General features: G+C 64.3%; 14 protein-coding genes and 1 CRISPR repeat array. Of the genes, 5 read left to right on the forward strand and 9 right to left on the reverse strand.

Translation table 11 applies throughout. The features are described 5' to 3' along the window. Positions 1-229: 229 nt before the first annotated feature. The 5 genes from H5U26_RS14735 to H5U26_RS14755 form a co-directional block, all read right to left on the reverse strand. Positions 230-898, reverse strand: a complete 669-nt coding sequence (locus H5U26_RS14735) for a serine protease (RefSeq protein WP_290621046.1) — start codon at positions 896-898, stop codon at positions 230-232. A 134-nt stretch (positions 899-1,032) separates the two neighbouring features. After that, positions 1,033-2,043 carry a 2-dehydropantoate 2-reductase gene (locus tag H5U26_RS14740; protein ID WP_290621048.1) on the reverse strand — a complete coding sequence of 337 codons (1,011 nt, stop codon included), beginning with the start codon at positions 2,041-2,043 and terminating at the stop codon, positions 1,033-1,035. Between the two features lie 54 nt (positions 2,044-2,097). Next, entirely contained in the window at positions 2,098-2,556 is a 459-nt protein-coding gene (locus tag H5U26_RS14745; RefSeq protein ID WP_290621050.1) for an SRPBCC family protein, read from the reverse strand. A 33-nt stretch (positions 2,557-2,589) separates the two neighbouring features. Further along, positions 2,590-3,459: an FAD binding domain-containing protein gene (locus tag H5U26_RS14750; protein WP_290621052.1), complete on the reverse strand. Its 870-nt coding sequence runs from the start codon at positions 3,457-3,459 to the stop codon at positions 2,590-2,592. Then, positions 3,456-3,932, reverse strand: a complete 477-nt coding sequence (locus H5U26_RS14755) for a (2Fe-2S)-binding protein (protein ID WP_290621054.1) — start codon at positions 3,930-3,932, stop codon at positions 3,456-3,458. The genes H5U26_RS14750 and H5U26_RS14755 overlap by 4 nt, the downstream gene beginning before the upstream one ends. 102 nt (positions 3,933-4,034) lie before the next feature. Between H5U26_RS14755 and H5U26_RS14760 the strand changes: the two genes are divergently transcribed. The 3 genes from H5U26_RS14760 to H5U26_RS14770 are packed head-to-tail and all read left to right on the forward strand — an operon-like array spanning position 4,035 to position 7,605. Further along, positions 4,035-6,284: a xanthine dehydrogenase family protein molybdopterin-binding subunit gene (locus H5U26_RS14760; protein WP_290621056.1), complete on the forward strand. Its 2,250-nt coding sequence runs from the start codon at positions 4,035-4,037 to the stop codon at positions 6,282-6,284. Positions 6,285-6,298: 14 nt separating this feature from the next. Beyond that, positions 6,299-6,589 (forward strand): DUF1330 domain-containing protein, encoded by a 291-nt coding sequence (locus H5U26_RS14765; protein WP_068802362.1) that lies wholly within the window; start codon positions 6,299-6,301, stop codon positions 6,587-6,589. Positions 6,590-6,630: 41 nt separating this feature from the next. Beyond that, on the forward strand, positions 6,631-7,605 hold the full coding sequence (locus H5U26_RS14770; RefSeq protein ID WP_290621059.1) for a dihydrodipicolinate synthase family protein: 975 nt from the start codon (positions 6,631-6,633) through the stop codon (positions 7,603-7,605). An 18-nt stretch (positions 7,606-7,623) separates the two neighbouring features. Next, positions 7,624-9,185: direct repeats of the CRISPR family, unit length 37 nt; unit sequence GTTTCAATCCGCACCCGGCCTTTCGGCCGGGTGATGC. A 179-nt stretch (positions 9,186-9,364) separates the two neighbouring features. Here H5U26_RS14770 and cas2 read toward each other — a convergent pair. Genes cas2 through cas4 form a run of 3 tightly spaced genes read right to left on the reverse strand, consistent with a single transcriptional unit; the run spans position 9,365 to position 11,333 of the window. Further along, complete coding sequence (gene cas2, locus H5U26_RS14775) at positions 9,365-9,655, reverse strand: CRISPR-associated endonuclease Cas2 (protein WP_290621061.1); 291 nt, start codon at positions 9,653-9,655, stop codon at positions 9,365-9,367. Between the two features lie 8 nt (positions 9,656-9,663). Further along, positions 9,664-10,698, reverse strand: a complete 1,035-nt coding sequence (gene cas1c / locus H5U26_RS14780) for a type I-C CRISPR-associated endonuclease Cas1c (protein WP_290621062.1) — start codon at positions 10,696-10,698, stop codon at positions 9,664-9,666. 8 nt (positions 10,699-10,706) lie between these two features. After that, positions 10,707-11,333, reverse strand: coding sequence for a CRISPR-associated protein Cas4 (gene cas4, locus H5U26_RS14785; protein ID WP_290621064.1), 627 nt, complete (start codon positions 11,331-11,333; stop codon positions 10,707-10,709). 48 nt (positions 11,334-11,381) lie between these two features. Here cas4 and H5U26_RS14790 point away from each other — a divergent pair, with 48 nt between their 5' ends. Both H5U26_RS14790 and H5U26_RS14795 read left to right on the forward strand, forming a co-directional pair. Beyond that, positions 11,382-11,645, forward strand: coding sequence for an addiction module protein (locus H5U26_RS14790; protein WP_290621066.1), 264 nt, complete (start codon positions 11,382-11,384; stop codon positions 11,643-11,645). Then, positions 11,635-11,928, forward strand: coding sequence for a type II toxin-antitoxin system RelE/ParE family toxin (locus tag H5U26_RS14795; protein ID WP_290621068.1), 294 nt, complete (start codon positions 11,635-11,637; stop codon positions 11,926-11,928). The genes H5U26_RS14790 and H5U26_RS14795 overlap by 11 nt, the downstream gene beginning before the upstream one ends. Before the next feature lie 4 nt (positions 11,929-11,932). On the opposite strand, the gene cas7c is transcribed toward H5U26_RS14795, so the two are convergent. Next, entirely contained in the window at positions 11,933-12,682 is a 750-nt protein-coding gene (gene cas7c / locus H5U26_RS14800; protein WP_290621070.1) for a type I-C CRISPR-associated protein Cas7/Csd2, read from the reverse strand. Between the last annotated feature and the right edge of the window lie 196 nt (positions 12,683-12,878).

Genomic DNA, 12,878 nt, shown 5'->3' on the forward strand with positions numbered 1-12,878 from the left:
CCACGGCGTCACCGCCTCCAGCTGCGCCAGGAAGCGCTCGCGGCGCGTCTGCTTCTTCTTGCCGGCGTACTCGAGATCGGAAAAGCTCGTTTGCATGACGTCTGCTCACCCCCGCTGCGGACCAGCCCGCATTGTCTCAGGAGCACGGCCTCACGCCACCAGCGGGCGGGAATAAATCAGCGTTTCCCTAACGCCTGAGTTACGATTGTTGTTCCCCTTGAATGAATAGTTAGACCGTTGCACTTGCATTGATGATGTCTAGCGCGTGTCTAATACCGTATCCAACAAGGAAGCCGGTATTGTACGGGACGTACATATCAGTCGTGCGACCGTCCCCGTCTATTATGTGCTCATGTTCGATGCGGAACTTTGACACGACTCCAATGACCTGCGGCGAAGCATGCCTTCCAGGCGGCGTGAAGAAGATCGGGCCGCCGGAAAAGCCCTCGTTGTTGATCGCATCGATATGGAGTACTTGAAGCGCACCTAACTGGAACGAGGAGATTGTGCCCTTCTTGGCGAACGGCATCGGAAAGCCGCCCATTAGTGGACCTACCTCGCCCCACATTTTGTATGGAAAGCCAAGGAAGTAAACATCTTGCCCGAGAGTCGTCCCAGCCATTGAAAGAACAACATCGTATTCCGCAGCGGTAATTTTTGCTCTCGCGCGAAGTACGGAGATATCAATCTCTCCATGCCCATGCCCAACCACGTCTACCGAGACAGCTTGCCATGTGTCGTTGTAGTAGTACTTTAGCTCGAGGGACTTGGCCGATGTATCAAGCAAGTGCCTTGCCGTCACCAGATACTGAACTCCGTCGACCTCAATGGCAAAGGCCGTGCCGTATTCGATTGCGCTGATGAAGAGAGTGCGAAAGAGAAGGTTGGTGGTTATCACGATGTAGGTCTAACGTAGTATGTACACCATCTGGCTCAATTTATCCGGTATGCCCTTTAATACCAATAAGTTGAGACAGTAAGCCACGTTATACACCGCAGCCCTCGTTTTCGTCATCGCGCGTGGCCAGCCCGTCAGCTCAGGTAATTATCCAGCGTCTTGATGATCCGATACGCCGCGGTCAGGGTCGGCACCGGCACGCCAAGTTCCAGGCCCTTGTCGATCAGCGGCTTGATGATCCAGTCGACTTCAGTTTTCTTGCCGCGGCGCACGTCCTCGTGCATGGAGGTGGTGCCGCGGTAGCCCTGGGCCTGCATGCCGCGGCCCAGTTCCATCATCATGTCGACGGCGGCTTCGAAGTCCTCGACGGCGTCCAGTTCCTTGAGTTTGGAGACCGGCGCATAGAAGTTCTGCGGGGCGTAGCCCATGGCCTTGTAGACGGCCAGCGCGTCGCGGCTGACCTGCACGTAATGGGCGGCGCCTTCGCGCACCACCAAGCCGTCCGGGTAGTACAGGTCCTTGCCGCCGGCAAGGCAGCTCACGGACCAGGCGGCGGCGCCGCAGATTTGCGTGAGTTTTTCCCACAGCACCTGCTTGATGTTGGTGACCGCCTTGGTGCCCATGCCGGCGCGGTTGAAGGCGTCGGCGAGGGCCTCGACGCGCGGCGTGAGGCTGCCGTCCATCTCGCCGACGTAGTTGGTGGTGGGGATGGTCAGGCCGTTGTGCACGTGGCCGGGCTCGACCATGTTGCCGGCCTCGATGGTGGAGAAGCCGATCACGCGCTTTGGGTCGCCCAGCCAGCGGGCGAGGATGTCTTCCTTGACCACGTTGTTCTGGAAGGACAGGGCGGTCTTGATACGGTCCTTCAGGCAATCGGCGCCTTTCAGCGCGGCGTCGGTGTCCTTGCCCTTGACGCCCAGGATCAGGTAGTCGAACTCACCCTGCGCGTCCTTCGGATCGGCCACCGCGGTCAGCGGCTCGCGGATGATGTGCTCGCCGCGAATGCCGGTCAGCTTCAGGCCGTTCTTGCGGATGGCCTCGGCGTGCGCTGGGCGGGCAATCAAGGTCACTTCCTCGCCGGCCAGCGCCAGCGCGGCGCCGAATACCGAGCCCAGGCCGCCCGCGCCCAATATGCAAACTCGCATCGTTGTCTCCCGTGTGTGATGGCGTGGCGCGCGCTGCGCCGGGTTCTGTGTGCGTCAGCCGGCGTCGCCGATCAGCTGGCGGCTTAGGTTCTGGCTGAATTCGCGCAGCACCTGTTCGGTTTTCTTGCGCACCACCGGCTGCCCGAATTCGCCGATCTTGCCCAGGATGTGCGTCTCGCTGTGCAGGTAAAGCTCGCTGCCGCCGTCGGCGTGGGCGGTGACGATCAGCGTGGCGCGGCTTTTGATCTGCCCCGGCACGCGCCGGTCCTTGGCTTCGCCCAGAAAGCGCAGGGTGCGGGCGTCGGCGTCGAGCAGTTCCACCGTGACCAGGCCGCCCAGCTCCAGCGAGATCGGCCCGACCTTGATGCGCAGGGCGCCGACGTAGCGGTCGGCATCTTCGCGCTCGACGCGCACCACGCCGGGGATGCACAGGGCCACGGTTTCGATGTTCTCGATGGCGGCCCAGACGATCTCGACGGGGGCGGGCAGGGCGTGTCTGAACTCGAATTCCATGTCGTATCCGGTTGAGTCTGGTTGCAGTGTGGATCAGGCGCGGCGGGCGCGGGCGGCGGCTTCGCTCAGCGCCCGGCGCGTGAACACGACGGCCATGTCGCGCTTGTAGGCGGCGCTGCCGCGCAGGTCGTCGAGCGGATCGACGGCATCGCGGGCGAGCTGCGCGGCGTCGGCAATGGCCTGTGGCGTGGGCTGCTGGCCGACCAGCGCCGCGGCGACCGCCTCGGCCAGAACCGGGATCGGCGCTGCGGAGCCTATACCGACCCGCGCCTGCGCCACGCGGCCGTCGCCGTCCAGGCACAGCAGTGCGGACACGGACACGGCGGCATAGTCGTCCGCGCTGCGCGGCAGAAACTTCTGGTACGACCAGCCGGCGCCCTCGGGCAGGGCAGGGGCGGTGACCGCCGTCAGCACTTCTTCCGGCGCCAGCGCCGTGGTGTAGAAGTCCTCGAAGAAATCGTCCGCCGCCACCTGCCGGGTGCCGCCTTCCGAACGCAGGTGCATGGTCGCGCCCAGCACCCGCCACACGGCCGGCGGGTCCATGGCCGGGTCGGCGTGTGCCAGCCCGCCGCCGACCGTGGCCGACATGCGGATGCGCACGGTGGCCACGTGGCCGTAGGCGGCGGCCAGCAGGGGCGCGGCCTGTTGCAGCGCGGCGTCGGTTTCCATGCGCCGGTGGCGCACACCGGCACCGGCGCGGATGCCATTGCCATCAACCGTCAGGGTGCCCAGATCCGGCACGCGCTGCAGGCTGACCAGCACCGCCGGCTGCACGAGCTCCTGTTTCATCAGGTTCAGCAGGCCGGTGCCGCCGGCCAGCAGCTTGGCATCGCTGCCGTACTGCGCCAGCAGCGCGCAGACCTCATCCAGGCTGTCCGGGGCCTTGAAGTCGAAGGCCCTCACGCGGCGCCCCCGGCGGCGGCCTTCACCGACCGCAGGATGCCGTAGTAGCCGGTGCAGCGGCACAGGTTGCTCATCATCCAGGCCTTGATGGCGTCCTCGCTTGGGTTCGGGTCGTGCTCCAGCAGCGCCTGCGCGGCCATCAGCTGACCGGGCGTGCAGATGCCGCACTGGAATCCGCCGTGCTCGATGAAGGCGCGCTGGATGGGCTTGAGTTCCTCGCGGTCGGCCAGACTCTCCACGGTGGTCAGCTCGGTGCCGTCGGCCATGGCGGCCAGCGTCAGGCAGGAGCTCACCAGCCGGTCATTCAGGCGCACCGTGCAGGCGCCGCACACGCCGACGCTGCAGCCTTCCTTGGTGCCGGTCAGGCCGACGTCGTAGCGCAGAAAGTCCACCAGCAGCCGGTTGGCGGGCACCTCGCCCTGCCAGGGCGCGCCGTTTATGCGCAGTGACAGGGTTACCGTGGGGTCGGACATGAGCCTCCTCCTTGCTGATCGTTTGGTCGGCGGTGGGCCATGATAATGTCCCAAGCCGCTGCCCGGCAGGCGTGGCGCACGATTTGAAGGAGGAACAGTTCCATGGCGCACAAATTCGTTGGCCAGCGCACCTCGCGCATGGAGGGGCCGGACAAGGTTACCGGTGTCGCCCGTTACGCCGCCGATTACGTGCTGCCCGGCATGGCCTGGGGGCGCATCCTGCGCAGCCCGTATCCGCATGCGCGCATCCTGAGCATCGACACCGCCGCGGCGCGGGCGCTGCCGGGCGTGTACGCGGTCGTCACAGGCAAGGATTTTCCCTACTACGCCGGGCGCGCCATTCGCGATCATGCCGTGCTGGCGGTGGACACGGTGCGCTTCGTCGGCGACCGGGTGGCGGCGGTGGCCGCGCAGACGCGCGACATCGCCGAGCAGGCGCTGTCGCTGATCGAGGTGGAATACGAGGAATTGCCGGCGGTGTTCGACGTGGACGCCGCGCTGGCGCCCGGCGCGCCGCTGGTTCACGAACAGCCGAAGTCCTACGCCGGCGCCTTCACGCACCCGCAGGAGCCGGATCTGCCCAACGTGTGCGCCTACATGCGCTGGCAGCACGGCGAACTCGACGCCGGTTTTGCCGCGGCCGACCGCGTGTTCGAACACACCTTCCGCACGCCGACCGAGCACCACGGCTACATCGAGCCGCATGCCGTGCTGGCGCGGGTGGACGCCGACGGCCGCGCCGAGGTGTGGGCGTCCAACAAGAGCCCCTACATGCTGCGGGCGCAGCTGGCGGCCTGCTTTGGCGTGGAGCCGGCCACGATCAAGCTGCACAACCTGCACATCGGCGGCGATTTCGGCGGCAAGGGTTCGCAAATGGAAGCGCCGGTGGCCTATCTGCTGGCCCGCGAGGCCGGACGGCCGGTCAAGCTGGTGATGAGTTACACGGAAGAACTCATGGCCGCCAATGCGCGCCACGCCGCGCGCATCGACATCAAGACCGGCGTGCGCAGTGACGGCACCATCACCGCCATGCGGGTCGATCTGAAATTCAACGGCGGGGCCTACGGCGCCTACAAGCCGCTGCCGAGCCTGAACCTGCACGGCGCCGACCAGGCGGCCAGCTGCTACCGGGTGCCGGCCATCGACATCCACAGCACGGTCGTCTACACCAACACCATTCCCGGCGGCCACATGCGCAGCCCCGGCTGCCCGCAGACCATGTTCGCGGTCGAGGCGCAGTTCGACCTGATCGCCAGGGCGCTGGGCATGGACCCGGCGGCGTTTCGGCTCAAAAACGTCCTGCGCCAGGGCGATGCCTCGCCGACCGGCGTGCAGTGGCCGACCGTACGCGCTGCCGAGACCCTGCAAGCGGCCCTGCGCGAGTCCGGCTACTACGAACGCCGCGGCAAGGAACCGAACGTCGGCTTTGGCATCGCCATGTACGAGCGCGGCGTGGTCGGCGGCGATTCGAGCTGCCGGATCGAGCTGGCCACCGACGGAAAAATCACGGTGCTGCTGCCGATCGGCGACCCGGGGCAGGGCACGTTTACCGCCGTGCAGCAGTTCGTGGCCGAGGCGCTCGGCATGCCGCCGGCGCAGGTCGGCATCCGCATTGCCGACACCGACGAGCTGCCGTTCGACTTTGGGGTCGGCGGCTGCCGTACCACCTACGCCATCGGGCAGACGGTGATGAACGCCGTCGCCGCGCTGCGCGAGAAGCTGGCGCCGATCGCCGCCGCGGCGCTGGGCTGCGATGCGCAGGCGCTCACCTGGGAGCGCGGACGCGCCAGCGGCAACGGCCGCGACATCGATCTCGTCGACCTGGCCGCCCGCGCCGACGGCCCGATCACGGCGCAGGTATACGAAAAACTCGGCCTGTTCCCGGACAACGCGGATACCAACTTCACCGCCCAGGTGGCGGAAGTGGAGGTCGACGCCGAGACCGGACAGGTCCGCGTGCGGCGCATCACCAGCGCCCACGACGTGGGCACCATCGTCAATCCGGAGGCGCACCAGGGCCAGATCGAGGGCGGCATGCTGATGGGCCTGGGCTTTGCGCTGATGTCCGAACACCGCATGGAAGACGGCCAGCCGCTGGCGCTGCACCTGGGTGACTACAAGATTCCCTGCATCGCGGACATCCCGGAGCTCAAAACCGTTCTGTTGGAGCGCCCGCAAGGGCCGGGGCCGTTCAACTGCGGACCGATCGCCGAGGCGGCCAACGTGCCGGCGCCGGCCGCCATTGCCAACGCCGTGGCCGATGCCATCGGCGCGCCGATCATGCAACTGCCGGTCAGCGCCGAGCGCGTGTACGGACTGCTGCAACCCACCCGCCGCCCGCAAGCGGCCTGAACAGGAGCGCCAAAATGGCCGTCATCATGGTTTCGACCCTCAAGGTCAAGGACTGGGATTTGCTCGCCGAGTACCGCAAGGGCGCCGGCCCCATCGTGCGCGGCCACGGCGGTGAGCTGCTGGGTCGCAGCAACGCGCCCGAATGCCTGCACGGCACGCCCGCCGATTCGGTGGTGCTGTTCCGCTTCCCGAGCCGGGAAGCCGTGGACGTGTGGCTGAACGATCCCGAATACGCCAAGCTGAAACCGCTGCGCGACCGGGCGGCCGACATCACGCTGCTGGTGATCGACGCGCCCGCGCCCTGATTTCATTCGCACCATTTCATTCGCACCCGAGGAGAATCCCCATGGCCAACAAACTGCCCTTCACCAAATCCGAAGCCAAAACCTGGGCCAAGCAGACCATCCGCGACTGGTACGACTGCCCGTGCACGCCCTTCAAGCCGGACGATAGCCTCGACGAGGAGGGCCTGCGCCGCAACGTCGAACACTTCATCGACATCGGCGAGAGCGGGCTGGTGCTCGGCGGCTTCGTGGCCGAGTGCTGGAACATGTCGGTCACCGAGTGGATGCGCTATCACGAAGTGATCGCCGAGACCGCCGCCGGGCGCATCCCGCTGCACACCATCATCTTCGACCAGAGCGTCCATCAGGCGATGGAAAAGCTCAACTTCTGCGAGAAGCTCGGCTTCGTGGCGGCGGAGGTCATCACGCCCATCGTGCAGCTGCGCTCGGACCAGGAAATCTACGACTACTTCAAGTACCTGGCCGACCACTCGAACCTGGCGCTGCTGTTCTACCGCTCCATGGTGGCGGGGCACCTGATCAGCCTGGATCTTTCACGGCGCCTGTCGGAGATTCCGACCTACGTCGGCATGAAGCAGGGCAGTCTGAACCACGACGACACCCTCAAGCTGCGGCGCATGACGGGCGAGGATTTCATCGTCAGCGACCCGTTCGAGAATCACTGGCTGAACGACCTGCGCCAGGGCGGCCAGGTCATCTACGGCGCTTTTGCCCACATCCTGTATGGCAAAAAGCGCGCCCTGCTGGAGCAATACACGGCACTGGCGCGGGCCGGCAAGTGGGAAGAGGCGTTTGCCATCTCGCAGCAACTGCAGCCGGTGCGCGACTTCTACGACGAGATCATGTTCGCGCCGCTGTCGGGCAACTTCACCTACGCCACCACGCTGGGCAACCTGAAGGTCTGCTACGAGGCGCTAGGCATGGCCGGCGGCGTCATGCGCTCGCCGATTCGCCAGGTGGCGCCCGAGAAGCGGGAGTGGATCCGCGGGCGGCTGAAGGAGCTGGGGATCATCTGAGGCGCGCGGGGGGAGCGTGTTTCAATCCGCACCCGGCCTTTCGGCCGGATGATGCGCCCGCAGGTCAGGCCGGCTGCTTGCGCGTCGCAGAGTTTCAATCCGCACCCGGCCTTTCGGCCGGGTGATGCAAAGACAAGTTCGTCCGCAGCTCAGACGCTCTACGAGTTTCAATCCGCACCCGGCCTTTCGGCCGGGTGATGCCCGGCGGCCAGCCGCCAGTACTGCATGCGCGCCTGTTTCAATCCGCACCCGGCCTTTCGGCCGGGTGATGCTCGGGATCGACATGATCGGCACCCGCAGACGCAGAAGTTTCAATCCGCACCCGGCCTTTCGGCCGGGTGATGCCCGCCGCTGTGACCGGCACGCTGCAGGTGGACCGCGAGGTTTCAATCCGCACCCGGCCTTTCGGCCGGGTGATGCGCTGGCTGGCGAACACGTTTTCGGACACGTAACCGATGTTTCAATCCGCACCCGGCCTTTCGGCCGGGTGATGCATGCCGCACCGCTCAAGAATCGTGTGGCGAAGATCGGTTTCAATCCGCACCCGGCCTTTCGGCCGGGTGATGCCGGGTACACTGTGCTCAACCTTCAGGATGGGCCTGTTTCAATCCGCACCCGGCCTTTCGGCCGGGTGATGCGCTTATTTGGATGGTCGCAAACCACATCCCGTTGAAGTTTCAATCCGCACCCGGCCTTTCGGCCGGGTGATGCTTCTCATCATCGGCACCGAAGGCGGCAGCTACTACGTTTCAATCCGCACCCGGCCTTTCGGCCGGGTGATGCCGTAGAATATAACGGTACAGCATGGGTCCTGACCGCATATCGTTTCAATCCGCACCCGGCCTTTCGGCCGGGTGATGCGAACTTGACGGCCTGATTTCAGCATCCGCCGTAACCGTTTCAATCCGCACCCGGCCTTTCGGCCGGGTGATGCAGTTTCCAATCGGCAATTCCGATGACTTGTGCCCGTTTCAATCCGCACCCGGCCTTTCGGCCGGGTGATGCCCGCCAGCCACGGCCACTGGCGTGGGCTGCCGATGTTTCAATCCGCACCCGGCCTTTCGGCCGGGTGATGCTACCGCCTCAACGCCTCAGTCAGGCCATGCCACATGTTTCAATCCGCACCCGGCCTTTCGGCCGGGTGATGCCCTTCGCGGTTGCGCCAGTGCAACGGGTCGCGGATTGTTTCAATCCGCACCCGGCCTTTCGGCCGGGTGATGCGACTGTTCAAGGAGCAGTTCGAGCTCACGAACTCGGTTTCAATCCGCACCCGGCCTTTCGGCCGGGTGATGCCGGCTGGCGTGATTACGTTGACGTGCCGCTTGGCGTTTCAATCCGCACCCGGCCTTTCGGCCGGGTGATGCGCGATCCTGAGCCGCAAGAGCGCCACGCGCATTTGGTTTCAATCCGCACCCGGCCTTTCGGCCGGGTGATGCAAGTACACCTACGACTGAGGCGCCGCCCATGCAGACGTTTCAATCCGCACCCGGCCTTTCGGCCGGGTGATGCGGGGATGACCTGCAAAGTGCTGGTGAACTGACATGTTTCAATCCGCACCCGGCCTTTCGGCCGGGTGATGCTCCACCCTGGCAACGGGTTGCTGCCAAGATGAATTTTTGCCGACAGCCGCGAACCAACCCGACAGCCGACACCAGCAGTAGAGCAGAACGCACTGTGGAGAAATATTTACCCTATTTTTCAAAGAACTAGGCAACCCGCGAACCTCCTGGATATTCGGCGTGTGCTTGAGGTTCGCGGATCACAGAATCAGCGGCCCCTCGAAGTCTGTGGAGCGAAAACTGCCATATTGCTTCACGCGGACCTGGGCCGATTCAGTGATGCGGTACAAGCGCAGGTTGTCCTCGGTTTGATCGATTTCAGCGAGCAATCGACGCTCCAGATCCTCCATCTGCATATCGTCTACCTGACACTCGAAAACCGATTTCTGCACCCGTTGGCCCACGCCCTCGCATACCTTGGCCACCCGCCGCAGCCTTCTGCGTCCGGCGCCGGTTTCAGTGGACACATCGTAGGTGACGACGACCAGCATGGCGAGGCCTATTTCGGCAGGTAGGGCAGGTAGCCCGTCATTTCGCCGCGCACGGTGCGGGCCATCAGCCGCGCCTGCACGAAGGGCACGACGCCGATGGGCAACTTCATGCCCAGCAGCGGGTGGGTGATTTCTTCCTGCTTGCGCTCCTGCCAGGCAGTGATCACGGTGCGTCGACCCCGGTCGTTCAGCATGACCACGCCGCCTTCACGTTGGTCGAAATCGCCGGGGCCGAGCTGGCTGCGGTTGATCAGGGTGAGCGCCAGGCGATCGGCCAGGATGGAGCGGAATTCTTCCTGTAGGTCCAGCGCAAGGGCCGCCCGGCCCGGCCGTACGGCATGCAAAAAGCCAAGCTGTGGATCGAGACCCACCGTCTCCAAAGCCGACCGGCAGTCGTTCATCAACATGGAATACAGAAACGACAACAGTGCGTTGAAGCGATCCAGCGGGGGGCGGCGGGTGCGGCCGTTGAGCGCGAAATGGGCACGCGCCTGAGGTTTGACCACCGAATTAAGGGAGCCGAAATAGCCCCGGGCGGCCTCGCCTTCCACGCCGCGCAGGGCATCGAGGTCGGTCGCTACCGCTGCGGCGCGCAGCGAGGCGGCAAGGTTGTCGGCGGTGCGGGTGAGCGCGGCCTGCTCGGTGGAGTCGGGAGTTTCTCGGGCGGCGCGCACCAGCAGGGCACGGCTGTTCTTGAGCTTGCCGGCGATGATTGCGCGGGCGAGTTCGAGCGCGAAACCGCGGTCGCCGGCGCTGCGATGTTGCGCCTGGCGCAACAGGATATTGCCGGAAATAGGCCCTTCGAGGCGTGCCTTGAAACGGCCGCTGGTCTCCAGCAGCACCAGCGATTTGCCCTCGTCGGCCAGCCGGTGCATCAACGCGGGGGAGACCATGACATTGCCGAAACAGACCAGGCTGCCGACATGATGCAGCGGCACCTGCAGGCGTTTCTCGCGCTCGACGTCGATGCGCACGGTGTTGTTCTCCAGGTGCGCGTAGGCGTTGGGCGTCATCACGTAGAGGGTGTTTTGCAGGCTGTACATGGCGGCCTCTACGATGGATCGGTCGTTCGAAACAGTTCCGCGCGCAGTTCGGCCTGTATGTCCTTTGCTGCCAGCGCCGCCGGTTCGCAGATTTCGTTCAGCGAGCACTCCCGGCAGCGGGCGTCGTTCACTGGTGGCGGCAAGCGGCCGCTGGTCAGCATGACGCGGATGGCATCGGTGGTTTCCTGCACCAAGCGGCGCAATTCGGATGTGATGGCGACCTCGCGCCGCCGCCGGCTGCTGGCGTGATAGATGGCGCCGTGGGTCACCGGCCGACCGAGCATTTCTTCGAGGCACAGCGCCTGGGCGGCGAGCTGGACATCGTCGTGATGCTTTTGGCGGCGCCGGCCGTGCTTGAACTCGACCGGGAAAATCCGGCCATCAGGATGGAACTCCACCAGATCCGCCTTGCCGATCAGCCCCAGGCGGTCGCACCACAGCGGCAAGGCTCGCTCCACCTTGACGCCCGCTTGCATCTCGTACCCCGGCGTATCCACCAGCCGATGCACCGCCTGGCCACGGGCGGTGTGGATGTTATCCGCGAACGCCTGCTCCAGATGGATCAGTCCGCACTGGCGCGGGCAATACGCCCAGTGCTGGAGGGCGGAGAGCGGAATCGGGTCTGTCTCGGTCATGCCGCGAGTGCTACCATTTCCGCCAGACAGCTGTTACAGGAGCAAGTCATGGCAGCAATTTTGAAAGAGATTGAAACCCAGGCCTTGCAGCTTTCGCCGCAAGAGCGCGGCGAACTCATCCACCGCCTGATCGTAAGCCTGGAAGGTGTGCCGAAAGATTCGCCCGAAGCCATCGCCCAAGCCTGGGGTGAGGAAATCGCCCGGCGGGTGGCGGACATGGAAGCAGGACGCACGCAATGGATTCCGGCAGACGAGGCCATGTCCAGAATCCGCGCTCGCATTGGCGCAGCCAAAGCAGCCCATGCGGATTAGCCTTTCCGACGAGGCATTGGCGGATTTCGAAGCGGCTATCGACTGGTATCTCGAAGAACTGGCGTTTGCCGCTGCGGATGATTTCGCCAACGAATTCGAACACGCGCTGGCATTGCTCGGGGCATTCCCGGAATTGGGCGTTACAAGCCAGTACAAAATGCGCGCATTCACTTTGCCGAAGTTTCCTTATTCGCTGATCTACCGGGTGTATCCCGACCACATTCGCATCATCGCGGTTGCCAACCACAGCCGCCGCCCGGGGTATTGGGCCGGGCGGCGGTAAAGGTTCACACCTTGCGCAGCAAGCTCACGCCAGGCGGCATGTCAGCTTCATCCACCACCACATCATAATCGTTGAAGCCGCGCGGTACGCTTACCTCATTCTTGCGTTTCACCTGAACGCGCTCGAACAGCGCGTGAGCCGGTGCGTTTCCGAGCTCCGAATCGTGCTTGAACACGTACAGCCCGCGCGTGGTCATCTCGCCGCGCGCGGCGGAGCGGTCGTGTTCGAACATCTGACCGAGCGCCTGCCAGAACAGCGCCAGATCGTCCTCGGAAAAGCCGGTCTGCTTGGCAAGAAAAGCGGACACGAAGCCATGCGCCCGGTACAGGCCGTAGGGCACGGTGTGCTTGCGGCCCATTGTGCGGTTGTCGCCGCCCTGCTTCAAGGATTCAGCTTCGGTGGCGACCGCCATGCGAGTGATCGAATGCTCCGAAGCAACAATCGGGTCGATCGAACGCGAAAAGGTGAGTTGGATGGGTCCGCGCACTTGCCCGCAATTCGGGGCGGATTTAAGGCTCAATACGGCGCCGAAGGTCCGAATGTCAAAAAAGTTTTCGCAAAGCCATTGCCTGCCGCCATCCGACTCTTCCTGCGTTGGTTTTCGACCTTTTGATGCCTTCAGTGCCGCGCTAAGCACCCGCTTTGAAACAGCGTCCGGTTTTACCTCCTTCATCCAGTCCTGCACGGCCTTCTTGTCCAGGTCTGAAGCCAAAACCAATTCACTTCCGCCACTTTCCGATTCATCGATTGACATACCTTCCGGCAATCCACTTTTCTCAAGCGCATCGACTTCCGCTGCGGTAATTTTGTGTCGTACTTCTTCGCCTAGGGAAACGCTGATTTATTCCCACGTCTAGGTGGCATGAGACCTTGGTCCTGAGACAATGCGGCCTGGTCCGCAGCGGGGGTGAGCAGACGTCATGCAAACGAGCTTTTCCGATCTCGAGTAC

It is taken from the genome of Immundisolibacter sp. (assembly GCF_014359565.1).
In the GTDB taxonomy this organism is placed as follows: domain Bacteria; phylum Pseudomonadota; class Gammaproteobacteria; order Immundisolibacterales; family Immundisolibacteraceae; genus Immundisolibacter.

What these genes read in the sequence shown, in the direction of transcription:
- H5U26_RS14770 (WP_290621059.1), top strand. Translation starts at nt 6,631, where the DNA reads ATGGCCAACAAACTGCCCTTCACCAAATCCGAAGCCAAAACCTGGGCC.
- H5U26_RS14790 (WP_290621066.1), top strand. Translation starts at nt 11,382, where the DNA reads ATGGCAGCAATTTTGAAAGAGATTGAAACCCAGGCCTTGCAGCTTTCG.
- H5U26_RS14755 (WP_290621054.1), bottom strand. Translation starts at nt 3,932, where the DNA reads ATGTCCGACCCCACGGTAACCCTGTCACTGCGCATAAACGGCGCGCCC.
- H5U26_RS14740 (WP_290621048.1), bottom strand. Translation starts at nt 2,043, where the DNA reads ATGCGAGTTTGCATATTGGGCGCGGGCGGCCTGGGCTCGGTATTCGGC.
- cas4 (WP_290621064.1), bottom strand. Translation starts at nt 11,333, where the DNA reads ATGACCGAGACAGACCCGATTCCGCTCTCCGCCCTCCAGCACTGGGCG.
- H5U26_RS14795 (WP_290621068.1), top strand. Translation starts at nt 11,635, where the DNA reads ATGCGGATTAGCCTTTCCGACGAGGCATTGGCGGATTTCGAAGCGGCT.
- cas7c (WP_290621070.1), bottom strand. Translation starts at nt 12,682, where the DNA reads ATGTCAATCGATGAATCGGAAAGTGGCGGAAGTGAATTGGTTTTGGCT.
- cas2 (WP_290621061.1), bottom strand. Translation starts at nt 9,655, where the DNA reads ATGCTGGTCGTCGTCACCTACGATGTGTCCACTGAAACCGGCGCCGGA.
- H5U26_RS14765 (WP_068802362.1), top strand. Translation starts at nt 6,299, where the DNA reads ATGGCCGTCATCATGGTTTCGACCCTCAAGGTCAAGGACTGGGATTTG.
- cas1c (WP_290621062.1), bottom strand. Translation starts at nt 10,698, where the DNA reads ATGTACAGCCTGCAAAACACCCTCTACGTGATGACGCCCAACGCCTAC.
- H5U26_RS14760 (WP_290621056.1), top strand. Translation starts at nt 4,035, where the DNA reads ATGGCGCACAAATTCGTTGGCCAGCGCACCTCGCGCATGGAGGGGCCG.
- H5U26_RS14745 (WP_290621050.1), bottom strand. Translation starts at nt 2,556, where the DNA reads ATGGAATTCGAGTTCAGACACGCCCTGCCCGCCCCCGTCGAGATCGTC.